Consider the following 23,078-nt stretch of genomic DNA (forward strand, 5'->3'; position numbering starts at 1 on the left):
GTGATTTATAGCGCTTTTCTTATTGTTCTTCGTCTTATTTTTTGCGCTTTTGTGACAGCCTGTTCAAACAACCTGACTTCCTGACGAAAGATTTCACGTAGTGGCATCGAAAAATAGACACGTAAAAAACGGTAGATATCTCTGGACGTCAGACCGATCTCAAGTGAAGAGAAATAGAGTCCGATCAAGTCCTTGTCTCGCCAGCGGCGCGGTACATGTTGACGAATTTGTGCACGATGCAGATCGATTACGGAAAGTTTGATATCCGCAATATTTTCTGGCATCGGTTGTTGGAGTAAAAAATGGCAAATATAGCAATCCCGATGATTTACTCCACCCCGATGCATTTTACCCACCATTTCTGCCACACGGGTAATAATGGTCCGTTTTAATACAAAATCAGGACGCTCAACTCCCCACCCGGCACAAAAATCTTCAAGGCTGATGGTGGGAGAAAGGTCCTCAGTGATGATAAACGAGGTTCGCTCTAACGGATTCAGACCTTTTTGACCAAATGCAACCCCTGTCATAGTATCAACATTCAGTTCTTTTAAGCGGTGAATCGCCAGCCACTCACGGTCGGCACCCAGTACAGGCATACGCAGAGATATAAGGTTCTTCACCACTTCTTTAAGCGTGGTCCCATGATGATATTTAAGAAAATAACCCTTTCCCATCATCTCAAAACGTAGGGTACGCCGTGTTTCCAGAGCGCGAAAAACCTCACCATCCAGCTTAGTGACTTCAGTAAACGGGTCTTTTCCTTGCCACTGCGTGGCAAATGGTTCTTTTAATTCAATCATTCTTAGGACCTAAAATGATATCTGCAGCTTTATCTGCCAGGCTGTAGAGATCTTCTGTATCAGCAAAATGCCGCGCGTTCCCGGCCCAACGACTTCTCTGCTCATTATTTTGCAGCGCATCGAAAAGTGCTGTATTCAGATTTTCCTGCTCAAAAGGTTCAGGAATCACCACCCCACATTGTGCGGCGTTGATATAACCCGCATAGCCGCAAACTTCGGTAGTTAATACCGGTAGCCCGGCAACTACAGCTTCTAGCAAGACAATACCGGCAGCTTCCTGTACAGCGGGGTGAAGTAATAAATCAGCAGCAGACATCAATTCTGCGACATCGTCTCGCCCCGAGAAGAACTGCACTTGTTCTTCAACCCCCAATTGACGAGCCTGAGCGCGATAGCGATCGGCCTTATCCTGACCAACAACCATCAATCGCGTGCGGTGGCGGATGACATCAGGCAAAGAAGCCAACGCCTGTAATGTTCTTGGCACGCCTTTGCGTTTGAAATCGGAACCTACCTGTAAGAGTAAGTACTGATCGAGACCAATACCGTTTTTTTCTCTGACAACCTGCCGGCTGTTTTCAGGTTGTTGGCTGTACTTTCGGTCAGGATAGATTCCTGGTGGCAGGATACAAAAACGCTGGCTCTCAGTTTGGTAATGGTGTTTGAAGTCACCAATTTGCTTATCGGTTAACATCAAAAGCGTAGTGCCGGCACCCTGCTGAAATACAGCTTGTTCAAATGCAGAATAGTGTCGGTACCTGCGCGTCAATTTGTAGAAAAAGCCTTTCTCGCGGGCGACCTTTTCCGCATAGCAAACGTCCGCAGCGTAATACACATCCAACCCAGGCATTTTATTAAAACCAACGACACGATCGACGGGATGTTGAGTTAAATAATTCTGAACCCACTGATAATATTGCTCGTTTTTCCCATGATTCGTTCTGGATGTGACGGGGACGAGTATAATCTCCAGCCCTTTCGGACGCTCGCCCTGCCATGACTGGGTAAATACCTGAACATGATGACCACGAGAAGCAACCGTCAGCGCTACCCGCAAGAAATCACGTTGTAACCCACCATAGGGAAAATACTTGTACAAACAAAAAGCAATATTCATGCATTAATATCCGCATCGCGTCGCCAGGCATGTCAGGTTTGAAGCATCAGAATCGTGTAATCCTTGCCTAAAGCATCCAAAGATGACTTTCTGTGCTTTCGAAACGTTTCTGCCCGCTAGCTACCTGAAATTGCGCAGTAGTATATCATTTATTATCACGCATTCCGAAATGAATATTTTTTGAACAAAATACAAAATAAGCCATGAAAAACATACAGATAAAAAAGACACCAGTTCATCAGAAAACGTACACCGCACAAGAGGTTAAGGCATATAAATGCGGCCATGTGCATTTTTGAAATAGCCATCAGCGAAATCGGTCCCCCATCAATTCCATCGTTTTGATAGAACCTGGATAAAAATGATGGTAAAGCCATAGTTAAATACATAGAATCCCCAGCACATTCATAAGTCAGCTACCATTATGCTCGAATTGCTTTACACCGCCCTTTTCTACCTTATTCAGCCTTTGATCTGGATACGGCTTTGGGTGCGCGGACGTAAGGCTCCGGCCTACCGTAAACGCTGGGGCGAACGCTACGGCTTTTATCGCCGCCCGCTAAAACCTGGCGGCATCATGCTTCATTCGGTTTCTGTGGGCGAAACGCTGGCTGCAATCCCATTAGTTCGCGCTCTGCGACATCGTTATCCCGACTTGCCGATCACGGTAACCACCATGACGCCAACCGGTTCCGAGCGCGTACAATCTGCTTTTGGCACTGACGTTCAGCACATTTATTTACCATACGATTTACCGGATGCTTTGAACCGTTTTCTGAATAAAGTTGACCCCAAACTGGTGTTAATTATGGAAACCGAGCTGTGGCCAAATCTGATCGCGGCACTCCATAAGCGCCACATTCCTCTGGTCATTGCCAACGCACGTCTTTCTGCTCGTTCAGCCGCTGGTTATGCGAAATTAGGTAAATTTGTTGGCAGACTACTGCGTCGAATTACGTTGATTGCCGCACAAAACGAAGAAGATGGCGCGCGTTTTATTACGCTTGGCGCCAGAAGCAATCAAGTCACCGTTACTGGCAGCCTGAAGTTTGATATATCCGTCACACCGCAACTGGCCGCAAAAGCGGTGACATTACGTCGTCAATGGGCGCCTCACCGCCCGGTATGGATTGCAACCAGCACCCACGACGGTGAAGAAAGCATCATCATTGCCGCTCATCAGGCGTTATTAAATCAGTTCCCGAATCTTTTATTGATTCTGGTTCCCAGACATCCTGAACGGTTCCCGGATGCCATTAACCTCGTACGCCAGGCTGGACTAAGCTATACCACTCGTTCTTCGGGTGAAGTTCCATCATCAGGTACTCAGGTTGTGATCGGCGATACCATGGGTGAGCTGATGTTGCTGTATGGCATTGCCGACCTTGCTTTTGTCGGCGGTTCACTGGTTGAACGTGGTGGACACAACCCGCTGGAAGCGGCAGCGCATGCTATTCCGGTGTTGATGGGACCACATACGTTTAATTTTAAAGATATTTGCGCCCGTCTCGAACAGGCAAGCGGATTGATCACCGTCACCGACGCAACTACGCTGGTGAAAGAGGTCTCTTCCTTACTGACCGATGCAGATTATCGTAATTTTTATGGCCGTCACGCAGTTGAAGTTCTGTATCAAAATCAGGGCGCGCTACAGCGTCTTCTGCAACTGCTGGAACCTTACCTGCCACCCAAAACGCATTGAGGCAAGTCATGCAAAAACGGGCGATTTATCCAGGAACCTTTGATCCTATTACTAACGGCCACCTCGATATCGTGACGCGTGCGACAAGCATGTTTGATCACGTGATTCTGGCAATAGCCGCAAGTCCCAGTAAAAAGCCGATGTTTACTCTGGAAGAGCGTGTTGAGCTGGCACAACAGGCAACGGCGCATCTTGGCAATGTGGAAGTGCTGGGATTCAGCGATCTGATGGCAAACTTTGCCCGTGATAATCAGGCGAACATTCTGATCCGTGGCCTGCGCGCGGTAGCCGATTTTGAGTATGAAATGCAGCTGGCCCATATGAACCGCCACCTCATGCCACAGCTGGAAAGCGTTTTTCTGATGCCATCTAAAGAGTGGTCATTTATCTCATCGTCACTGGTGAAAGAAGTTGCCCGCCACCAGGGTGACGTGACGCACTTTTTGCCGGAAAACGTCCATCAGGCATTAATGAGTAAACTGAAGTAATGCACCAGGCCGGATGCAGCATCCGGCCTGCAATGACACTATTTCTGACAGCGACGGCAATAGAACGTTGTACGCTGGGCGTGTTTTGTCGCAACAATCGGTGCGCCGCATGCACGACACGGTTCACCTTCTCTCCCATAGACCTGCAGCTCCTGGGCAAAATAGCCAGGCTTACCGTCACTTTGCAGAAAGTCCTTCAGCGTCGTCCCACCCTGCTCGATAGAACGCAGCAACACCGCCTTGATAACGCGTACCAGCAATTCACACTCATCTTTCGACAGCGATGACGCAAGACGGTCAGGATGAATCCCAGCCGCAAATAGCGACTCACTGGCGTAGATATTACCCACACCCACCACCAGCTTGTTATCCATCAGCCAGGGTTTAATCGCCGTTTTCTTCTTCGAACATTTCTGCTGTAGATAATTGGCGTTGAAATCGTCGCTCAGCGGCTCAGGGCCAAGATGAGCGAGGACATTATGTCCATCCAGTTCTTTAGTCCACAGCCAGGCGCCAAAGCGGCGGGGATCGGTATAACGCAGAACTTTGCCGTTGCTCATCACTAAGTCAACGTGGTCGTGCTTGTCTGCCGGAAGCTCTTCAGGAAGGATACGCAAGCTACCCGACATCCCCAGATGAATGATTATCCAGCCATCCGCCAGTTCTAGCAGCAGGTATTTCGCGCGCCGCTGTACGCTGAGGACAGGTTGATCACTCAGACGATAGATTTCCTCAGATACTGGCCAACGCAAACGACCGTTACGCACCGTCGCGTGCATAATCGTTGCCCCCACCAGATGCGGCTCAATACCACGGCGGCTGGTTTCGACTTCAGGTAATTCAGGCATAGTATCTCCGGCGGTATGTCAGGTCTCATTAATATGGGGACGGCCAGAAAACAAAAAACCCCGCCGAGGCAGGGTTTTTCTTTACATCAAAACGAAAATTATTTGATTTTCGCTTCTTTGTATAAAACGTGCTGACGAACAACTGGATCGAACTTTTTCAGTTCCAGTTTTTCCGGCTTAGTACGTTTGTTCTTCGTAGTGGTATAGAAGTGACCAGTACCAGCAGAAGAAACCAGCTTGATTTTCTCACGAATACCTTTAGCCATGATTTATTTCCTCTTAGTACTTAGTACTTTTCGCCACGGGCACGCAGTTCAGACAGAACTGTTTCGATGCCTTTCTTATCAATAACACGCATACCTTTAGCAGATACACGCAGGGTGACAAAACGCTTCTCGCTCTCAACCCAAAAACGGTGAGAGTGCAGGTTAGGCAGGAAACGGCGTTTAGTCGCGTTCAGTGCGTGGGAACGGTTGTTACCGGTCACCGGACGCTTGCCAGTAACTTGGCAGACTCGGGACATGTCTATTCTCCAAAAATCAAATTAGCTCGAGCTTCGTATGGGGTATTGGCGCCTCGTCAGGCTTCTCAGCCCGGTTATCGCAGTTCAATACACTTAATCTTTCAATGTTGCCTCGTCATTGGACGCAACAAGAATGATTTTGCGTATTTGCGAACTCTCGATTGCCAGGCCCAAATGCCAAACCCGAGATTCTCAAAGGTGGCGTAGTATACGCTGAGTCAGCGATGTGCTCAAGTCCCGAACAGACAAAGATCCCGATGGATCGCGTAAAGTGCGTTAAATCCAACCGCGTTCCGCAAAAGAAACGTACTCTCCGCGCCCAATGACCAGATGATCAAGCACCCGGATATCCATGAACTGACAGCATTTCACAACACGCTCGGTGATGAGTTTATCTGCTTTACTCGGCTCTGCACACCCCGAAGGGTGATTATGCGCAAGGATCACCGCAGAAGCATTCATTTTTATCGCTTCACGGACAATTTCTCTCGGATGCACCTCGACATGGCTAAGCGTACCGGAAAAAAGTTTGCTGTGTTTAATCACGCGATGTTGAGAATCCATAAAGATCACCAGAAAGATCTCGCGTTCCTCTTGCGAAAGCTGGCTTTGCAGAAATTCACGCGCCATTTCAGGACTAAGTAGAGCACGCTCCTCTATCACTCGCACGTTGTAGTAGCGTCTTGCCAGCTCTGCAATCCCCTTCAACTGTGCGTACTTCGCGATACCGATTCCCTGAACATAGCTAAAATCCATGTAATCAGCAGACAGCAGGCCATACAGCGACTCAAAATGCTGAAGCATCTCTTTCGCCAGCGTAAGCACATCTTTACCCTGCAGGCCGGTACGTAAAAAAAGAGCCAAAAGCTCAACATCGGTCAGAGAACTGGCCCCCTGCGCCAATAGCTTTTCCCGGGGCATCATACTTCCTGTATTTTCCATGCTTCTCCCTCCTCTCGCGTCCGCATAGTGGCATAACACCGACGGTGAATCGACGTACTGTTTTCACTTCTTCGTAGCGCCTCGCAAAGTGGAGCACGGTCAAAAGCACGACAAATTGCGGATTGTGATAAAATATCCGCCTTCTGGTGAAATCCAACAGGAAAGATCATGATGAGCCTGGCCGGTAAAAAAATCGTACTTGGCGTCAGTGGCGGTATTGCTGCGTACAAGACCCCTGAGTTGGTGCGTCGTTTACGGGAACGCGGCGCTGACGTCCGCGTGGCGATGACCGAAGCGGCAAAAGCATTTATTACTCCCCTGAGTTTACAGGCGGTTTCAGGTTATCCCGTTTCCGACAGCCTGCTTGACCCCGCAGCCGAAGCCGCGATGGGCCACATTGAGCTGGGAAAATGGGCCGATTTGGTCATCCTGGCACCCGCTACAGCAGACCTGATTGCTCGTGTCGCCGCAGGTATGGCCAACGACCTGGTGTCAACGATTTGTCTGGCAACGCCTGCTCCTGTTGCTGTACTGCCAGCCATGAACCAGCAGATGTACCGCGCTGCCGCGACCCAGCACAATCTGGGTATTCTTGCCTCACGCGGTTTGCTCATTTGGGGTCCTGACAGCGGTAGTCAGGCATGTGGTGATATCGGCCCTGGACGTATGCTGGATCCGTTAACGATTGTGGATATGGCGGCAGAACATTTTTCACCTGTCAACGATCTGCAACATCTCAACATCATGATTACGGCGGGTCCGACGCGTGAACCGCTTGATCCCGTGCGTTATATTTCCAACCACAGTTCCGGGAAGATGGGGTTTGCGATCGCGGCCGCTGCCGCAAAGCGCGGGGCAAACGTCACACTGGTATCGGGTCCGGTTTCGTTATCCACACCACCATTTGTTCAACGGGTTGATGTGATGACCGCGCTGGAAATGGAAGCCGCTGTGCAGTCTACGGTGCAACAACAGCATATTTTTATCGGCTGCGCTGCAGTCGCTGATTATCGCGCTGAAACTGTCGCCCACGAAAAAATAAAAAAACAAGCGACGCAGGGCGATGAATTAACAGTAAAAATGGTCAAAAATCCGGACATTATCGCCGGTGTTGCCGCACTGGATGTTAACCGTCCTTTTGTCGTTGGGTTTGCCGCCGAAACAAATAATGTGGAAGAATATGCCCGGCAAAAACGCATCCGCAAAAACCTTGATGTGATCTGTGCGAACGACGTTTCGCTGTCAACTCAAGGGTTTAACAGCGATAGCAACGCATTACACCTTTTTTGGCAGGATGGAGACAAAGTCTTACCGCTTGAGCGTAAAGAACTCCTGGGCCAATTATTACTCGACGAGATCGTGACCCGTTATGATGAAAAAAATCGACGTTAAGATTCTGGACCCGCGCGTAGGGCAACAATTTCCGCTCCCGACGTACGCCACTTCTGGTTCTGCCGGACTTGACCTGCGTGCTTGTCTTGATGACGCCGTAGAGCTGGCGCCGGGCGCAACAACGCTGGTGCCAACCGGGTTAGCTATCCACATTGCCGATCCTTCTCTGGCAGCGGTAATGCTCCCGCGCTCCGGACTGGGCCATAAGCACGGTATCGTGCTGGGCAATCTGGTTGGTTTGATTGATTCCGACTACCAGGGACAACTGATGGTGTCCGTCTGGAACCGTGGTCAGGACAGCTTCACTATTGAGCCGGGCGAACGTATCGCGCAGATGGTATTTGTACCGGTCGTGCAGGCTGAATTTAATCTGGTGGAAGAGTTTGAAGCCACCGATCGTGGCGAAGGTGGCTTCGGCCATTCCGGGCGCAAGTAACCCGCAGAAAAGTATCCCATAGCGTAATAACGCAATAACACACCGCAAACAACAGTTTGCGGTCGCTGTGTGGATGCCTGCCTGGCAAGAGCTTATTTTCAGGGGTATTTTGTAACATGGTAGAAAAGCAAACTGCGAAAAGGAATCGTCGCGAAGAAATACTTCAGTCTCTGGCACTGATGCTTGAGTCCAGCGATGGTAGCCAACGCATCACCACAGCAAAGCTGGCAGCCTCAGTTGGCGTATCCGAAGCGGCATTGTATCGCCATTTCCCCAGCAAGACCCGTATGTTCGATAGCCTGATTGAGTTTATCGAAGATAGTCTGATTACGCGTATCAATCTGATTTTGAAAGATGAAAAAGACACCAACGCGCGTCTGCGTCTGATCGTTCTGCTGATTTTAGGGTTTGGTGAGCGTAATCCAGGCCTGACACGAATTCTTACCGGACACGCGTTGATGTTCGAGCAAGACCGTCTGCAAGGTCGCATTAACCAACTTTTTGAGCGCATTGAAGCGCAGTTGCGCCAGGTTCTGCGAGAAAAAAGAATGCGTGAAGGTGAAGGCTACACCGTGGATGAAACGCTGCTGGCCAGCCAGTTACTGGCTTTCTGCGAAGGTATGCTGTCCCGGTTTGTGCGTAGCGAATTTAAATACCGCCCAACGGATGATTTTGACACCCGCTGGCCGTTGGTTGCCGCTCAATTGCAGTAGCGATTTCGTCTTGTCCGGCCTACGGGGTTACGTAGGCCGGATAAGCGCAGCGCCATCCGGCAGTTCTTAAACGCCGTACGCTTCGCGATAGGCCCGTACTGCCACCAGATGCTCCGCCATCTCTGGTTTCTCTTCCAGATACGCAATCAGATCTTTCAGGGTAATGATAGAAATCACCTTGCAGCCATAATCGCGTTCCACTTCCTGAATCGCGGAAATCTCGCCGCGACCGCGTTCCTGACGATCGAGAGAAATCAGTACCCCCGCCAGAGTGGCGCCATTCGCCTGGATAATTTCCATCGACTCACGAATCGCCGTACCTGCGGTGATAACATCATCCACCAGCATCACGCGTCCCTCTAGTGCGCTACCGACCAGATTCCCGCCTTCACCGTGGGTCTTCGCCTCTTTACGGTTAAAGCAGTACGGCAAATCTTTATCGTGGTGTTCCGCCAGCGCAACGGCCGTTGTGGTCGCAATCGGAATACCTTTGTAGGCAGGGCCAAACAGCAAATCGAACTCAATACCGGAATCCACCAGCGCTTCGGCATAAAAACGGCCTAACAGTGCCAGGTCGCGCCCGGTATTAAACAGCCCGGCGTTGAAGAAATAGGGGCTTTTGCGCCCGGATTTCAGCGTAAATTCGCCAAACTTTAGTACCTGCTTGCTAAGCGCAAACTCAATAAACTGGCGCTGATACGGTTTCATGGATTCGCTCCTCATCTCACTTTATTACAGACAAAAAAAAGGCGACTCATCAGTCGCCTTTAAAATCAATTTTCTAACGCCGCCTTCTGCGTCGCTACAATGGATTCGATTCCCCCTCGGGCCAATGCCAGTAGGGTGAGAAGTTCTTCATGGCTGAACGGTTCGCCTTCCGCCGTACCCTGAACCTCTATAATGCGACCGTCCTCAGTCATCACTACGTTCATGTCGGTTTCAGCAGCAGAGTCTTCAACATACTCAAGGTCACAGAGTGCTTCACCGTTCACAATGCCCACGGAAACCGCGGCAACCATCCCTTTCATCGGGTTAGTTTTCAGCTTACCGCTCGCCACCAGCTTGTTCAGCGCATCCGCCAACGCAACGCATGCGCCGGTAATTGATGCGGTGCGCGTACCGCCATCGGCCTGAATAACATCGCAGTCCAGCGTAATTGTGAATTCGCCGAGCGTTTTCAGATCAACAGCTGCGCGCAGCGCGCGGGCGATCAGACGCTGGATTTCCATGGTACGACCGCCCTGCTTACCTTTTGCCGCTTCACGGGCGTTACGGGTGTGCGTAGCGCGTGGCAGCATGCCATATTCTGCGGTGATCCAGCCCTGGCCCTGACCTTTCAAAAAACGCGGTACGCCTTCATCAATAGAGGCGGTACACAGCACTTTGGTATCACCAAATTCGACCAGCACGGAGCCTTCAGCGTGTTTTGTATAATTACGGGTCAGGGTGACGGGACGCACCTGATTGGCACTACGACCTGCTGGACGCATGATAAAATCTCCGGCTTGAAACGAATGTGGCTGCGCATTATACGGACTTCCGACTGTTATTCCTATCCTGACAAGACGCGGATGGCTATAATCCTCCCATCTCATCTTTAAAAACAGGAACGTCTATGATCCGCAGCATGACCGCCTACGCCCGGCGTGAAATCAAGGGTGAATGGGGTAGCGCCACCTGGGAAATGCGCTCGGTAAACCAGCGTTATCTGGAAACTTATTTTCGCCTGCCGGAGCAGTTCCGTAGTCTCGAACCCGTTGTTCGCGAACGTATTCGCACGCGTCTGACGCGCGGTAAAGTCGAATGTACGCTGCGTTTTGAGCCTGATGCCAGCGCGCAAGGCGAGCTGATTCTGAATGAAAAACTCGCTAAACAGCTCGTTAGCGCTGCTAACTGGGTCAAAATGCAGAGCGATGAAGGTGAAATCAACCCGGTTGATATCCTGCGCTGGCCAGGCGTAATGGCTGCCCAGGAGCAGGATCTGGACGCCATTGCCGCCGAAATCCTCGCCGCGCTTGACGGTACGCTGGATGACTTCATCGTTGCGCGTGAAACCGAAGGTCAGGCGCTGAAGGCGCTGATCGAGCAGCGTCTGGAAGGCGTCAGTGCTGAAGTCACAAAAGTGCGTGCTCATATGCCGGAAATCCTGCAATGGCAGCGCGAGCGTCTGGTAGCCAAACTGGAAGACGCCCAGGTACAGTTGGAGAATAACCGCCTTGAGCAAGAACTGGTGCTGATGGCGCAGCGTATCGATGTGGCAGAAGAATTAGATCGTCTGGAAGCCCACGTCAAAGAAACCTACAACATTCTAAAGAAAAAAGAGGCGGTTGGCCGTCGTCTGGACTTCATGATGCAGGAATTCAACCGTGAGTCGAACACTCTGGCATCGAAGTCTATCAATGCCGAAGTGACGAATTCCGCGATTGAACTGAAGGTACTGATCGAGCAAATGCGCGAGCAGATTCAGAACATCGAGTAAGCAACCATTCTACGTAGCCCGCCAATAAATGGCGAGGCTACGTGTTTTTCCCGACGCTTTGGTACTTCCCTGTTCAATTCGAATTATATTTTCTCATCATTCTTTATTGAAGCTCATAACACAAAGCGCATATCACCACGCATTTTCACCAAACCAGCATTAGCTGTAGTTATTAAAATCACTTCACCTTAGAAAATCTCAATCGTGACAAGGCGCACAAATCGTTAACCTTAGCCCCAGCAAATCAGGGGGAATGCATGCTGTTACACGTTTTATATTTAATTGGTATTACTGCCGAAGCCATGACCGGTGCGCTTGCTGCTGGGCGTCGTCGTATGGATACATTTGGCGTCATCATCATTGCCACCGCGACGGCCATTGGCGGCGGATCGGTACGCGATATTCTTCTCGGCCACTATCCTCTTGGCTGGGTAAAGCACCCTGAATACGTCATTATCGTGGCGACCGCTGCGGTACTCACCACCATTATTGCTCCCGTCATGCCCTATCTGCGCAAAATATTCCTCGTACTGGATGCGCTGGGCTTGGTGGTCTTTTCTATTATCGGTGCTCAGGTGGCACTGGATATGGGTCATGGACCGATTATCGCCGTGGTCGCTGCGGTCACGACCGGCGTCTTCGGTGGCGTATTACGCGACATGTTCTGCAAACGCATCCCGTTAGTGTTCCAGAAAGAGCTGTATGCTGGCGTATCATTCGCCGCTGCTGTGTTGTACATCGTGCTACAGCATTATGTCTCCAGTCATGATGTAGTGGTTATCTCTACCCTGCTCTTCGGTTTTACCGCCCGATTACTGGCACTGCGCCTGAAGTTAGGTCTGCCAGTATTTTACTATCGCCACGAAGGCCATTAACGCATAAAGCCCGCGATCCGCTGAGCAGCTAACCAGTTGCTCAGTGCTGTGACCTCTCGATCCTCCAGCCATTGAATAACCTGCCGTGCCCGCCGTTCTCCCATGAAAGGGAGCTGCCGCCAGCTTTGTTCATCGCGTTCTTTTAATTGCTGCCACGAACCATCCCGGCTGGCATTTAGCGTTGCCTGTGTTAACGGTATTCCCATGGCAATCACCCAGCGCGTGAACGGGAGATCGCGCGACAGGTTGAACTGATGCCACAGCTTCTCCCCTTTGATTACACCAAGTGCAGACTCTAACTGTTCCTGAGTTAACCCAAGCCAGGAAAAGATATGTTCAAAGCGATACACCTGGTTGAGCTCTCGCCATCCCACCTCGCCGATCCCCTCCAGCCCCAGCACCTCTTTGCCGCCCAGCCAGACCAGTCTGGCAACAAACTGTTCCTGGCACTCCGCTGTAGCATAAAAACAGGTTAATGAATTGAAGCGCCCCTCGGGGGGTATTGGCTTAGTACGCTGAGTGCTGCGCCAGACCACCTCGTCGATACGGGGTATCCCTTGTCCAGCCAGGCTCACCAGAATCTGATCGCCAGGCGCGATATCCCATTCATTCCAGCGTCGGACGGAGCCAATATTGACGCGCTGTACGCGTTTATCATCCAGCATGACGGGAGTCAGCAATGCAACCACCGCAATTTTCCCGCTTTTACCAACGGAGAACTGAATACCCGTTACCTCAGATACCCTCGTCACGGGAGGATATTTCCACGCCGCCAGCCAGTCACCCTGTCCGGGTAGCCAATACTGCGCCCGTGGTTCTTTTGCCGTTCGCACCACGACACCATCTGTCACAAAAGGTAATGCTGAACTCCACCACCTGTCGCGCGACTTTTCGACGTCATCCGCATTCTTCACGGCCTGAGTATAACGTTGCGTGTAACTAAACCCGGCAGCCGTGAGCTGCTCCAGTCTTTCAGGCATGACCGCCGGACCATCAGGCCAGGCCCAGATAAAAATTGCCAGCGAGCGTAACATTTCCGGATTGCCCTGGCGCATCATTAATCCAGCAACCTTCGAGCGGGCGTTCATTCCCCCTCTCTGCTTCTGAATATGCCCCTCTTGCTGCAAAAATATCTCACCCTGCAACGTACTGTTAGCGAGTTTCCCCTTGGTGGAATGTGGTACAGAAGGGATCTGCAGAACCTTTTGCGTCCAGTCTTCGCCTTTCAGGCCATTACCACGGCTAATCGCCCGTACCAGATTGCCATGGCGATAGACTAACGTCACCGCCACGCCATCCACCTTCGGTTGCACCCAGAGATCGCTGCGAGCGAGCATCCATTGCTGTAGCGCTTGCTTATCAGCAAGTTTTCGAACGCCCGTGTGGGGAACTGGATGCGAGACGGTGCCACTTATTGGGGGCACAGACAGATCTGGTGGGACTTCATCGCCAAAACAGCGCTGCCATTGAATTAGTTGCGCATTGAGCTGGTCATAAACGCCGTCGTCTACGGCACTTTCCCCTTGTTTCCAGTAACTGTCATTCCACTGTGTAATCTGCTGCTGTAGTCGTGAAATTTCCTCGTTTGCCCTGGCAGGCGACCAGACGGGGCATACCGCCCACGCAGGTAAATGCCACACCAGTAAAACCAGCCCTATGCATTTCCATAATCCCATGCTATCTCCGCTGAACGATACGTTTCCCGGCAGGTATAGCGCGAAGTGAAATAGAAACAGAGCGGCAAAAATTCATCCTGCGAACAGCTTTCCGGACATTTGCATGTATTGCTGCAAATCATCGATAAAACAGGAAACTGGTACGCAAAACGCAATAAACATGCGCAAAAAGTGTGACAAGGGCTACGTCACATAGCGGCTACGTGTATAATAAGCTCGTATGTAGGCTCTCTTTCGACAATCACATACATTAAGATACTCATGGCTCAAGGCACGCTTTATATTGTTTCTGCCCCCAGTGGCGCGGGTAAATCCAGCCTGATTCAGGCTTTATTAAAGACCCAACCGTTGTATGACACCCAGGTTTCTGTTTCGCACACCACGCGCGCACCGCGCCCGGGGGAAGTGCACGGTGAACACTATTTCTTTGTGAACCATGATGAATTCAGAACCATGATTGGCAGAGACGCGTTCCTGGAACACGCGGAGGTTTTCGGTAATTACTACGGCACCTCGCGTGAAACCATTGAGCAAGTATTAGCATCCGGCGTAGACGTCTTTTTAGATATCGACTGGCAAGGTGCGCAGCAAATTCGTGAAAAAATGCCGCATGCGCGCAGTATTTTTATTTTGCCACCGTCTAAGATTGAGCTGGACCGCCGCCTGCGTGGCCGCGGTCAGGATAGCGAAGACGTGATCGCGAAACGTATGGCGCAAGCTGTTGCAGAAATGAGCCATTACGCCGAATATGATTATCTTATTGTGAATGATGATTTCGACACCGCCCTGGGCGATTTGAAAACCATCATTCGCGCCGAACGTCTGCGCATGAGCCGCCAAAAGCAGCGTCATGACGCTTTAATCAGCAAACTGTTGGCAGACTGAACCCACATTCAGTATCATGCCCAGTCATTTCTTCACCTGTGGAGCATTTTAAGTATGGCACGCGTAACTGTTCAGGACGCTGTAGAGAAAATTGGTAACCGTTTTGACCTGGTACTGGTCGCCGCGCGTCGCGCTCGTCAGATGCAGGTAGGCGGAAAGGATCCGCTCGTACCGGAAGAAAACGATAAAACTACCGTTATCGCGCTGCGCGAAATCGAAGAAGGTCTGATCAACAACCAGATCCTCGACGTGCGTGAGCGCCAGGAACAGCAAGAGCAGGAAGCCGCTGAATTACAAGCCGTTACCGCTATTGCTGAAGGTCGTCGTTAATCACAAAGCGGGTCGCCCTTGTATCTGTTTGAAAGCCTGAATCAACTGATTCAAAACTACCTGCCGGAAGACCAGATTAAGCGTCTTCGGCAGGCGTATCTCGTTGCACGTGACGCTCACGAGGGCCAGACACGTTCAAGCGGTGAACCCTATATCACGCACCCGGTAGCGGTAGCCTGCATTCTGGCCGAGATGAAACTCGACTACGAAACGCTGATGGCTGCGCTGCTGCATGACGTGATTGAAGATACCCCAGCCACCTATCAGGACATGGAACAGCTTTTTGGTAAAAGCGTTGCAGAGCTGGTAGAAGGGGTATCGAAACTTGATAAGCTTAAGTTTCGCGATAAGAAAGAGGCGCAAGCTGAAAACTTTCGCAAGATGATTATGGCGATGGTGCAGGATATCCGCGTCATTCTCATCAAACTTGCCGACCGCACCCACAACATGCGCACGCTGGGCTCATTACGCCCGGACAAACGTCGCCGCATCGCCCGTGAAACCCTCGAAATCTATAGTCCGCTGGCACACCGTTTAGGTATTCATCACATTAAAACCGAGCTGGAAGAGCTGGGTTTTGAAGCGCTGTACCCAAACCGCTATCGCGTGATTAAAGAAGTGGTTAAAGCCGCTCGCGGCAACCGCAAAGAGATGATCCAAAAAATCCTCTCGGAAATCGAAGGGCGTTTGCAGGAGGCAGGTATTCCGTGTCGCGTAAGCGGGCGTGAGAAGCACCTGTACTCTATTTACTGCAAAATGGTGCTCAAAGAGCAGCGTTTTCACTCCATCATGGATATCTACGCATTTCGCGTCATCGTTCATGATTCCGATACCTGCTATCGCGTACTCGGCCAGATGCACAGCCTGTACAAACCACGCCCTGGTCGCGTGAAAGACTATATCGCCATTCCGAAAGCGAACGGATATCAGTCTTTGCACACCTCAATGATCGGCCCTCATGGCGTCCCGGTTGAAGTACAGATTCGTACTGAAGACATGGACCAGATGGCAGAGATGGGTGTCGCAGCGCACTGGGCTTACAAAGAGCACGGCGGCGAAAGCAGCACCACTGCGCAAATCCGCGCTCAGCGCTGGATGCAAAGCTTGCTGGAACTGCAGCAGAGCGCCGGTAGCTCGTTTGAATTTATTGAAAGCGTCAAATCTGATCTCTTCCCGGATGAGATTTATGTTTTCACACCGGAAGGGCGCATTGTCGAACTGCCCGCCGGTGCAACGCCTGTCGACTTCGCCTACGCCGTGCATACCGATATCGGTCACGCCTGCGTCGGCGCGCGCGTCGACAGACAGCCTTACCCGCTTTCACAACCGCTCTTTAGCGGCCAGACCGTTGAGATTATCACCGCGCCGGGTGCACGTCCGAACGCAGCGTGGCTAAACTTCGTCGTCAGTTCGAAAGCGCGCGCCAAGATTCGTCAACTGTTGAAAAACCTCAAGCGCGATGATTCCGTCAGTCTGGGTCGTCGACTGCTCAACCATGCCCTGGGCGGTAGCCGTAAACTGGCTGAGATCCCCCCAGAGAGCATCCAGCGTGAGCTTGAGCGTATGAAGCTCGCCACGCTTGACGATCTGCTCGCAGAAATCGGTCTGGGTAACGCCATGAGCGTGGTGGTAGCGAAAAACCTCCAGCAGGGCGAAGCAACAGCGAACGTACCAGCACAATCTGGCCATGGTCATCTGCCAATCAAAGGCGCAGACGGCGTGCTGATCACCTTCGCGAAATGCTGTCGTCCAATTCCAGGCGATCCAATCATTGCCCACGTCAGTCCGGGTAAAGGTCTGGTGATCCACCATGAGTCCTGCCGTAATATTCGTGGCTACCAGAAAGAGCCAGAGAAGTTTATGGCGGTGGAATGGGATAAAGAGACGGAGCAGGAATTCATCACCGAGATTAAGGTGGATATGTTTAACCACCAGGGTGCTCTGGCGAACCTGACGGCGGCAATCAACACGACCACCTCCAATATTCAAAGTCTGAATACGGAAGAGAAAGATGGCCGCGTTTATAGCGCCTTTATTCGCCTGACCGCTCGCGATCGTGTGCACCTGGCGAACATCATGCGCAAAATCCGCGTCATGCCGGACGTGATAAAAGTCACCCGTAACCGAAACTAGTCTTATGAATGAACAGCGCTATGCACGTATCCGCGAGATGCTCGCACGTCGTCAGCCCGATCTGACCGTCTGCATGGAGCAGGTTCACAAACCTCATAACGTTTCTGCGATTATTCGTACTGCAGATGCGGTTGGCGTGCATGAAGTCCACGCCGTCTGGCCGGGTAGCCGTATGCGCACCATGGCCTCTTCTGCCGCAGGCAGCAACAGTTGGGTGCAGGTGAAAACTCACCTTACCATTGGCGATGCGGTCACACATTTAAAAAGCCGGGGCATGCAGGTCCTGGCAACCCATCTGTCAGATAAAGCTGTGGATTTTCGCGAGATTGATTACACGCGCCCCACCTGCATCCTGATGGGCCAGGAGAAAACCGGCATCACTCAGGAAGCGTTGAATCTGGCTGATCAGGACATCATCATTCCCATGACTGGCATGGTGCAGTCACTGAACGTTTCTGTCGCCTCCGCGCTGATTCTGTACGAAGCACAGCGCCAGCGGCAAAACGCGGGGATGTACCGACGAGAAAACAGCATGCTGCCACAAGAAGAGCAGCAGCGCTTACTGTTTGAAGGCGGTTATCCGGTGCTGGCGAATGTCGCTAAGCGCAAAGGTCTTCCCTACCCTCACGTAAACACGCAGGGCGAAATTGAAGCCGATGCAACGTGGTGGGCCACTATGCAATCTGCGAGATAAACGCGATGAAAGGCCGTTTACTGGATGCCATCCCACTCAACTCTCTGACCGGCGTTGGCGCAGCGCAAAGCAGTAAACTGGCGAAAATTGGCCTGCACACCGTGCAGGACCTCCTGCTCCACCTCCCTCTGCGTTACGAAGACCGTACCCATCTGTACCCAATTGGCGAACTGCTGCCGGGTGTCTATGCCACCGTTGAAGGCGAAGTGCTGAACTGCAATATTACCTTCGGCGGCCGCCGGATGATGACCTGTCAAATCAGCGATGGCTCGGGGATTCTCACCATGCGCTTTTTCAACTTCAGCGCAGCGATGAAAAACAGCCTCGCTACCGGGCGTAGGGTACTGGCCTACGGCGAAGCCAAACGCGGGAAATACGGCGCAGAGATGATTCACCCGGAATACCGCGTACAAGGCGATCTCAGCACGCCAGAATTGCAGGAAACACTCACACCAGTATATCCAACCACCGAAGGTGTGAAGCAGGCCACGCTGCGCAAGCTGACCGATCAGGCACTGGATCTACTCGATACCTGCGCCATTGCCGAACTGCTGCCGCCAGAGCTGTTACAGGGCATGATGAGCCTACCCGAAGCACTTCGCACGTTGCACCGCCCCCCACCGTCGCTGCAACTCAGCGATCTGGAAACCGGACAACATCCGGCGCAGCGACGTCTGATTCTCGAAGAACTGCTGGCGCATAATCTCAGCATGCTGGCACTACGCGCCGGGGCACAGCGTTTTCACGCCCAGCCGTTAAGTGCTAACAACGCGCTAAAAGATAAGCTGCTGGCAGCATTGCCGTTCAAACCTACTGGTGCACAGGCCCGTGTTACCGCTGAGATTGAACGCGATATGGCACTGGATGTGCCGATGATGCGCCTGGTACAGGGTGATGTCGGCTCCGGTAAAACGCTGGTTGCCGCGCTGGCCGCGCTGCGGGCTATCGCACATGGTAAGCAGGTTGCGCTAATGGCCCCTACCGAACTATTGGCTGAACAACATGCAAATAACTTCCGCAACTGGTTCGCGCCACTGGGCATTGAAGTGGGCTGGCTGGCGGGCAAGCAGAAAGGTAAAGCGCGTCTGGCGCAACAAGAAGCCATCGCCAGCGGTCAGGTGCAGATGATTGTCGGCACGCACGCGATTTTCCAGGAACAGGTGCAGTTCAACGGGCTGGCGCTGGTTATCATCGACGAACAGCACCGCTTCGGCGTTCATCAGCGTCTGGCGCTGTGGGAAAAAGGTCAGCAGCAGGGTTTCCACCCACACCAGCTAATCATGACCGCCACGCCGATTCCGCGCACCCTGGCGATGACAGCCTATGCTGACCTCGACACATCGGTTATCGATGAACTCCCTCCGGGGCGTACGCCGGTCACCACAGTCGCCATTCCGGATACCCGCCGCAGCGATATCATTGATCGCGTGCGCAACGCCTGTACCCACGAAGGACGTCAGGCATACTGGGTCTGTACGCTGATTGAAGAGTCTGACTTGTTGGAAGCTCAGGCGGCAGAAGCGACGTGGGAAGAGCTTAAACTGGCGCTGCCAGAACTCAATATTGGCCTGGTACACGGGCGCATGAAGCCCGCCGAGAAGCAGTCAGTAATGGCGGCCTTCAAGCAGGGTGAACTGCATCTGCTGGTTGCCACCACGGTGATTGAAGTGGGCGTGGACGTGCCAAACGCCAGCCTGATGATTATTGAAAACCCGGAACGCTTAGGTCTGGCCCAATTGCACCAGTTGCGTGGTCGCGTAGGCCGTGGCGCGGTGGCTTCCCACTGCGTTCTGCTCTACAAATCACCGCTGTCTAAAACCGCGCAGAAACGCCTGCAGGTTCTGCGAGACAGCAACGACGGGTTCGTAATTGCGCAAAAAGATTTAGAGATTCGCGGACCCGGCGAGCTGTTAGGTACTCGCCAGACCGGAACGGCAGAATTCAAGGTCGCAGATTTACTGCGCGATCAGGCGATTATCCCGGAAGTTCAGCGCATTGCCCGCCATATTCACGAACGTTATCCGCAACAGGCCGCGGCACTGATAGAGCGCTGGATGCCGGAAACCGAACGCTACTCCAACGCGTAGTTAATTCATAGCGGCGGCGGATGTTACCCCGCCGCACAGCCGTTATTGCGCGAAAATCGGTAACAGCAGATACAGCTTAATCACCAGCGCGTTAACGATATCGATAAAGAACGCCCCCACCATCGGCACCACCAGAAACGCCATATGGGATGGTCCAAAACGTTCGGTAATCGCCTGCATGTTGGCAATCGCCGTCGGCGTCGCGCCGAGGCCAAAACCGCAGTGTCCGGCTGCCAGCACGGCGGCATCGTAGTTCTTACCCATCATGCGCCAGGTGACGAATATCGCGTACAGCGCCATGAAAATAGTCTGCACAACCAGGATTGCCAGCATCGGCAAGGCCAGTGAAGCCAGTTCCCACAGCTTCAGGCTCATCAACGCCATCGCCAGAAACAGCGACAGACTAACGTTACCCAGTACAGAAACCGCACGTTCGAACACCCGATAAAAGCCCAGTAGCGCCAGACCGTTACTGAGGATCACCCCAACAAACAGGACGCAGACGAAGGTCGGCAATTCCAGCACTGTTCCAACCAGCATTTGCGCAACGATTTTACCCACCGTCAGACAGATAGCGATCAGAGCAATGGTTTCAATCAGCACCAACGAGGTGATCATGCGCCCAACGTCCGGCTTTTCAAATGCGGTCGGCACGGCCTGATCGTCCGGCATACCGTCTGGCGTGGTGGAGTGTTTGACCAGATAGCGTGCCACCGGGCCGCCAATCAGCCCACCCAACACCAGACCAAACGTTGCGCAAGCCATCGCCACTTCAGTCGCATTGGTGAAGCCATAACGTTCAATAAACAGCTTGCTCCACGCGGCCCCGGTTCCGTGTCCACCAGAGAGGGTGATCGAGCCAGCGATCAGACCCATCAGCGGGTCCAGACCCAGCAGGGTCGCCATACCAATACCGATGGCGTTTTGCATCAGCAACAAGCCAACAACCACAATCAGAAAAATACCCACCACGCGGCCACCAGCACGCAGACTGGCGATATTGGCGTTCAGACCGATAGTGGCGAAAAAGGCCAGCATCAGCGGATCGCGCAGGGTCATATCGAAGTTCACTTCCCAACCCATGCTTTTTTTCAGCACCAGCAGCGCAATCGCCACCAGCAATCCGCCTGCAACAGGTTCGGGAATGGTGTATTTTTTCAGGAAGGAAACAGACTGGACGAGCTTACGTCCCAGCAGCAACACAAGGGTTGCCGCAACCAGCGTTGATAACGTATCGAGATAAAACATTTACAGCTCCATTAGTGCGTTTAGCACAATCACGCACGATGCATTCCAGACCGATTTTTAGCTCTTATTGAGTTTTCGGAGTGGATTTTAAGCAGAAAATGATGAAAAGTTATATAAAAATGTTTGTTTATCCGTTTTAAATATTAAGAATACCTGCTAGCAAACGTTTGCTTTTCTGTCCTGGTCAGATAAAATCACCGCTTTTCCACCATGGGATTGCCTCTGATGTCCGTTAACGCCGTAGAGTCAACAAATGCGCAACCGGTTGCGCAGACTCACAACAGTGAACTGATTTACCGTCTTGAAGATCGCCCCCCGTTAGCCCAGACCCTGTTTGCCGCCTGCCAGCATCTGCTGGCCATGTTCGTCGCGGTGATCACCCCTGCTCTGTTAATTTGCCAGGCGCTTGGTTTACCGGCTCAGGATACTCAACACATTATCAGTATGTCGCTGTTCGCCTCCGGCGTGGCTTCTATCATTCAGATCAAAGCCTGGGGGCCGGTCGGCTCAGGGCTGCTATCCATTCAGGGCACCAGCTTTAACTTTGTTGCGCCACTGATTATGGGCGGTACGGCGCTAAAAACCGGTGGCGCAGATGTCCCAACCATGATGGCGGCGCTGTTCGGTACGCTGATGCTGGCAAGCTGCACCGAGATGGTTATCTCGCGTGTCCTGCACCTGGCGCGTCGTATTATTACTCCGCTGGTCTCAGGGGTGGTAGTGATGATTATCGGCCTGTCGTTGATTCAGGTGGGTCTGACATCGATTGGCGGTGGCTATGCCGCAATGAGCGACAACACCTTTGGTGCGCCGAAGAATTTACTGTTGGCAGGCGTGGTGCTGGCGCTAATCATCCTGCTTAACCGTCAACGCAACCCGTACCTGCGCGTTGCGTCATTGGTGATTGCGATGGCGGCAGGCTATCTGCTGGCCTGGTTTATGGACATGCTGCCGCAAAATACCGCACCGGTAAGTCAGGACCTGCTGATGGTGCCAACGCCGCTGTATTATGGCCTGGGCATCGACTGGAGTTTACTACTGCCGCTGATGCTGGTCTTTATGATCACGTCACTGGAAACCATCGGCGATATTACGGCCACCTCTGATGTCTCCGAGCAGCCGGTTTCTGGTCCGCTGTATATGAAGCGCCTGAAAGGCGGCGTGCTGGCGAACGGTCTGAACTCGTTTGTTTCCGCCGTGTTCAACACCTTCCCGAACTCCTGTTTTGGCCAGAACAATGGGGTTATTCAGTTAACAGGCGTTGCCAGCCGCTACGTTGGTTTTGTGGTGGCGCTGATGTTGATCGCGCTGGGCCTGTTCCCGGCAGTCAGCGGTTTTGTACAGCATATTCCTGAGCCGGTACTGGGCGGCGCAACGCTGGTGATGTTCGGTACTATCGCAGCATCCGGTGTGCGTATCGTGTCCCGCGAGCCGTTGAACCGCCGCGCGATTCTGATTATCGCGCTGTCGCTGGCCGTTGGTCTGGGTGTTTCCCAGCAGCCGCTGATTCTCCAGTTCGCCCCGGATTGGGTGAAAAACCTGCTCTCTTCCGGTATCGCCGCTGGCGGTATTACCGCAATCGTTCTGAATCTGGTATTCCCGCCAGAAAAGCAATAAGCAAAATGCGGCGTTGGTTCTGAATCAACGCCGCTGTAACGCTCTTTCACCATTCCCGCCTTGAGCATTGCGCCTAAATCGTGCATAACT

At 52.3% G+C, this 23,078-nt stretch carries 23 protein-coding genes; 13 read left to right on the forward strand and 10 right to left on the reverse strand.

Annotated elements, in window-relative coordinates; genetic code table 11:
* Positions 1 to 5: 5 nt before the first annotated feature.
* Positions 6 to 803, reverse strand: coding sequence for a lipopolysaccharide core heptose(I) kinase RfaP (gene rfaP, locus SK38_RS21385; RefSeq protein WP_048237012.1), 798 nt, complete (start codon positions 801 to 803; stop codon positions 6 to 8).
* Positions 796 to 1,920 (reverse strand): glycosyltransferase family 4 protein, encoded by a 1,125-nt coding sequence (locus SK38_RS21390; RefSeq protein WP_048237013.1) that lies wholly within the window; start codon positions 1,918 to 1,920, stop codon positions 796 to 798. The genes rfaP and SK38_RS21390 overlap by 8 nt, the downstream gene beginning before the upstream one ends.
* 424 nt (positions 1,921 to 2,344) lie before the next feature.
* Between SK38_RS21390 and waaA the strand changes: the two genes are divergently transcribed.
* A complete protein-coding gene (waaA, locus tag SK38_RS21400) occupies positions 2,345 to 3,622 on the forward strand; it encodes a lipid IV(A) 3-deoxy-D-manno-octulosonic acid transferase (RefSeq protein ID WP_048237015.1) in 1,278 nt (425 codons plus the stop codon).
* Between the two features lie 8 nt (positions 3,623 to 3,630).
* Complete coding sequence (gene coaD, locus SK38_RS21405) at positions 3,631 to 4,110, forward strand: pantetheine-phosphate adenylyltransferase (RefSeq protein ID WP_003024099.1); 480 nt, start codon at positions 3,631 to 3,633, stop codon at positions 4,108 to 4,110.
* Between the two features lie 38 nt (positions 4,111 to 4,148).
* On the opposite strand, the gene mutM is transcribed toward coaD, so the two are convergent.
* The 4 genes from mutM to radC all read right to left on the reverse strand — a co-directional run bounded on the left by mutM (position 4,149) and on the right by radC (position 6,423).
* On the reverse strand, positions 4,149 to 4,958 hold the full coding sequence (gene mutM, locus SK38_RS21410) for a bifunctional DNA-formamidopyrimidine glycosylase/DNA-(apurinic or apyrimidinic site) lyase (protein ID WP_048237016.1): 810 nt from the start codon (positions 4,956 to 4,958) through the stop codon (positions 4,149 to 4,151).
* A 98-nt stretch (positions 4,959 to 5,056) separates the two neighbouring features.
* Positions 5,057 to 5,224 (reverse strand): 50S ribosomal protein L33, encoded by a 168-nt coding sequence (gene rpmG, locus SK38_RS21415; protein ID WP_003024094.1) that lies wholly within the window; start codon positions 5,222 to 5,224, stop codon positions 5,057 to 5,059.
* Positions 5,225 to 5,244: 20 nt separating this feature from the next.
* Positions 5,245 to 5,481, reverse strand: coding sequence for a 50S ribosomal protein L28 (gene rpmB / locus SK38_RS21420; protein ID WP_003024071.1), 237 nt, complete (start codon positions 5,479 to 5,481; stop codon positions 5,245 to 5,247).
* Between the two features lie 276 nt (positions 5,482 to 5,757).
* The gene (radC, locus tag SK38_RS21425) at positions 5,758 to 6,423 is read right to left on the reverse strand and encodes a RadC family protein (protein WP_020996053.1); all 666 of its coding nucleotides are present in this window, start codon (positions 6,421 to 6,423) and stop codon (positions 5,758 to 5,760) included.
* A gap of 171 nt (positions 6,424 to 6,594) precedes the next feature.
* Here radC and coaBC point away from each other — a divergent pair, with 171 nt between their 5' ends.
* The 3 genes from coaBC to slmA all read left to right on the forward strand — a co-directional run bounded on the left by coaBC (position 6,595) and on the right by slmA (position 8,964).
* Entirely contained in the window at positions 6,595 to 7,815 is a 1,221-nt protein-coding gene (gene coaBC, locus SK38_RS21430) for a bifunctional phosphopantothenoylcysteine decarboxylase/phosphopantothenate--cysteine ligase CoaBC (RefSeq protein WP_108912454.1), read from the forward strand.
* Positions 7,793 to 8,251, forward strand: coding sequence for a dUTP diphosphatase (dut, locus tag SK38_RS21435; RefSeq protein WP_003827259.1), 459 nt, complete (start codon positions 7,793 to 7,795; stop codon positions 8,249 to 8,251). The genes coaBC and dut overlap by 23 nt, the downstream gene beginning before the upstream one ends.
* Before the next feature lie 116 nt (positions 8,252 to 8,367).
* Entirely contained in the window at positions 8,368 to 8,964 is a 597-nt protein-coding gene (gene slmA / locus SK38_RS21440; RefSeq protein WP_003827257.1) for a nucleoid occlusion factor SlmA, read from the forward strand.
* A gap of 66 nt (positions 8,965 to 9,030) precedes the next feature.
* On the opposite strand, the gene pyrE is transcribed toward slmA, so the two are convergent.
* Together pyrE and rph are read right to left on the reverse strand one after the other, a co-directional pair.
* Positions 9,031 to 9,672 (reverse strand): orotate phosphoribosyltransferase, encoded by a 642-nt coding sequence (gene pyrE, locus SK38_RS21445; RefSeq protein ID WP_003837602.1) that lies wholly within the window; start codon positions 9,670 to 9,672, stop codon positions 9,031 to 9,033.
* A 65-nt stretch (positions 9,673 to 9,737) separates the two neighbouring features.
* Positions 9,738 to 10,454 (reverse strand): ribonuclease PH, encoded by a 717-nt coding sequence (gene rph, locus SK38_RS21450; RefSeq protein ID WP_003024054.1) that lies wholly within the window; start codon positions 10,452 to 10,454, stop codon positions 9,738 to 9,740.
* Positions 10,455 to 10,579: 125 nt separating this feature from the next.
* Between rph and SK38_RS21455 the strand changes: the two genes are divergently transcribed.
* Together SK38_RS21455 and SK38_RS21460 are read left to right on the forward strand one after the other, a co-directional pair.
* Positions 10,580 to 11,443: a YicC/YloC family endoribonuclease gene (locus tag SK38_RS21455; RefSeq protein ID WP_003024052.1), complete on the forward strand. Its 864-nt coding sequence runs from the start codon at positions 10,580 to 10,582 to the stop codon at positions 11,441 to 11,443.
* A 257-nt stretch (positions 11,444 to 11,700) separates the two neighbouring features.
* Positions 11,701 to 12,318, forward strand: coding sequence for a trimeric intracellular cation channel family protein (locus SK38_RS21460; RefSeq protein WP_003024049.1), 618 nt, complete (start codon positions 11,701 to 11,703; stop codon positions 12,316 to 12,318).
* Here the strand turns inward: SK38_RS21460 and ligB are convergent.
* Positions 12,315 to 13,994, reverse strand: a complete 1,680-nt coding sequence (gene ligB / locus SK38_RS21465; RefSeq protein ID WP_048237017.1) for an NAD-dependent DNA ligase LigB — start codon at positions 13,992 to 13,994, stop codon at positions 12,315 to 12,317. The two genes, SK38_RS21460 and ligB, sit on opposite strands and share 4 nt — an antisense overlap.
* A gap of 261 nt (positions 13,995 to 14,255) precedes the next feature.
* On the opposite strand from ligB, the gene gmk reads away from it, so the two are divergent.
* The 5 genes from gmk to recG are packed head-to-tail and all read left to right on the forward strand — an operon-like array spanning position 14,256 to position 20,123.
* Positions 14,256 to 14,879, forward strand: a complete 624-nt coding sequence (gmk, locus tag SK38_RS21470) for a guanylate kinase (RefSeq protein ID WP_003024042.1) — start codon at positions 14,256 to 14,258, stop codon at positions 14,877 to 14,879.
* A gap of 54 nt (positions 14,880 to 14,933) precedes the next feature.
* On the forward strand, positions 14,934 to 15,209 hold the full coding sequence (gene rpoZ / locus SK38_RS21475) for a DNA-directed RNA polymerase subunit omega (protein ID WP_000135058.1): 276 nt from the start codon (positions 14,934 to 14,936) through the stop codon (positions 15,207 to 15,209).
* Positions 15,210 to 15,227: 18 nt separating this feature from the next.
* On the forward strand, positions 15,228 to 17,342 hold the full coding sequence (spoT, locus tag SK38_RS21480) for a bifunctional GTP diphosphokinase/guanosine-3',5'-bis pyrophosphate 3'-pyrophosphohydrolase (protein WP_003024038.1): 2,115 nt from the start codon (positions 15,228 to 15,230) through the stop codon (positions 17,340 to 17,342).
* A 4-nt stretch (positions 17,343 to 17,346) separates the two neighbouring features.
* A complete protein-coding gene (gene trmH, locus SK38_RS21485) occupies positions 17,347 to 18,036 on the forward strand; it encodes a tRNA (guanosine(18)-2'-O)-methyltransferase TrmH (RefSeq protein ID WP_048237018.1) in 690 nt (229 codons plus the stop codon).
* 5 nt (positions 18,037 to 18,041) lie between these two features.
* The gene (recG, locus tag SK38_RS21490) at positions 18,042 to 20,123 is read left to right on the forward strand and encodes an ATP-dependent DNA helicase RecG (protein WP_048237019.1); all 2,082 of its coding nucleotides are present in this window, start codon (positions 18,042 to 18,044) and stop codon (positions 20,121 to 20,123) included.
* A gap of 42 nt (positions 20,124 to 20,165) precedes the next feature.
* Here recG and gltS read toward each other — a convergent pair whose 3' ends face one another.
* Positions 20,166 to 21,371 carry a sodium/glutamate symporter gene (gltS, locus tag SK38_RS21495; protein ID WP_003024029.1) on the reverse strand — a complete coding sequence of 402 codons (1,206 nt, stop codon included), beginning with the start codon at positions 21,369 to 21,371 and terminating at the stop codon, positions 20,166 to 20,168.
* Between the two features lie 225 nt (positions 21,372 to 21,596).
* Here gltS and xanP point away from each other — a divergent pair, with 225 nt between their 5' ends.
* Positions 21,597 to 22,988: a xanthine/proton symporter XanP gene (gene xanP / locus SK38_RS21500; RefSeq protein ID WP_003024026.1), complete on the forward strand. Its 1,392-nt coding sequence runs from the start codon at positions 21,597 to 21,599 to the stop codon at positions 22,986 to 22,988.
* Positions 22,989 to 23,078 lie beyond the last annotated feature (90 nt).

This window comes from Citrobacter sp. MGH110 (genome assembly GCF_001037515.1).
GTDB lineage: Bacteria > Pseudomonadota > Gammaproteobacteria > Enterobacterales > Enterobacteriaceae > Citrobacter > Citrobacter portucalensis.

Excerpts from the sequence above, each read along its gene's own strand:
- trmH (WP_048237018.1), top strand. The coding sequence starts at position 17,347 with ATGAATGAACAGCGCTATGCACGTATCCGCGAGATGCTCGCACGTCGT.
- dut (WP_003827259.1), top strand. The coding sequence starts at position 7,793 with ATGATGAAAAAAATCGACGTTAAGATTCTGGACCCGCGCGTAGGGCAA.
- SK38_RS21390 (WP_048237013.1), bottom strand. The coding sequence starts at position 1,920 with ATGAATATTGCTTTTTGTTTGTACAAGTATTTTCCCTATGGTGGGTTA.
- recG (WP_048237019.1), top strand. The coding sequence starts at position 18,042 with ATGAAAGGCCGTTTACTGGATGCCATCCCACTCAACTCTCTGACCGGC.
- waaA (WP_048237015.1), top strand. The coding sequence starts at position 2,345 with ATGCTCGAATTGCTTTACACCGCCCTTTTCTACCTTATTCAGCCTTTG.
- rpmB (WP_003024071.1), bottom strand. The coding sequence starts at position 5,481 with ATGTCCCGAGTCTGCCAAGTTACTGGCAAGCGTCCGGTGACCGGTAAC.
- gmk (WP_003024042.1), top strand. The coding sequence starts at position 14,256 with ATGGCTCAAGGCACGCTTTATATTGTTTCTGCCCCCAGTGGCGCGGGT.
- pyrE (WP_003837602.1), bottom strand. The coding sequence starts at position 9,672 with ATGAAACCGTATCAGCGCCAGTTTATTGAGTTTGCGCTTAGCAAGCAG.
- coaBC (WP_108912454.1), top strand. The coding sequence starts at position 6,595 with ATGAGCCTGGCCGGTAAAAAAATCGTACTTGGCGTCAGTGGCGGTATT.
- radC (WP_020996053.1), bottom strand. The coding sequence starts at position 6,423 with ATGGAAAATACAGGAAGTATGATGCCCCGGGAAAAGCTATTGGCGCAG.
- rph (WP_003024054.1), bottom strand. The coding sequence starts at position 10,454 with ATGCGTCCAGCAGGTCGTAGTGCCAATCAGGTGCGTCCCGTCACCCTG.
- SK38_RS21455 (WP_003024052.1), top strand. The coding sequence starts at position 10,580 with ATGATCCGCAGCATGACCGCCTACGCCCGGCGTGAAATCAAGGGTGAA.
- ligB (WP_048237017.1), bottom strand. The coding sequence starts at position 13,994 with ATGGGATTATGGAAATGCATAGGGCTGGTTTTACTGGTGTGGCATTTA.
- rfaP (WP_048237012.1), bottom strand. The coding sequence starts at position 803 with ATGATTGAATTAAAAGAACCATTTGCCACGCAGTGGCAAGGAAAAGAC.
- mutM (WP_048237016.1), bottom strand. The coding sequence starts at position 4,958 with ATGCCTGAATTACCTGAAGTCGAAACCAGCCGCCGTGGTATTGAGCCG.
- coaD (WP_003024099.1), top strand. The coding sequence starts at position 3,631 with ATGCAAAAACGGGCGATTTATCCAGGAACCTTTGATCCTATTACTAAC.
- slmA (WP_003827257.1), top strand. The coding sequence starts at position 8,368 with ATGGTAGAAAAGCAAACTGCGAAAAGGAATCGTCGCGAAGAAATACTT.
- xanP (WP_003024026.1), top strand. The coding sequence starts at position 21,597 with ATGTCCGTTAACGCCGTAGAGTCAACAAATGCGCAACCGGTTGCGCAG.
- gltS (WP_003024029.1), bottom strand. The coding sequence starts at position 21,371 with ATGTTTTATCTCGATACGTTATCAACGCTGGTTGCGGCAACCCTTGTG.
- rpmG (WP_003024094.1), bottom strand. The coding sequence starts at position 5,224 with ATGGCTAAAGGTATTCGTGAGAAAATCAAGCTGGTTTCTTCTGCTGGT.
- rpoZ (WP_000135058.1), top strand. The coding sequence starts at position 14,934 with ATGGCACGCGTAACTGTTCAGGACGCTGTAGAGAAAATTGGTAACCGT.
- SK38_RS21460 (WP_003024049.1), top strand. The coding sequence starts at position 11,701 with ATGCTGTTACACGTTTTATATTTAATTGGTATTACTGCCGAAGCCATG.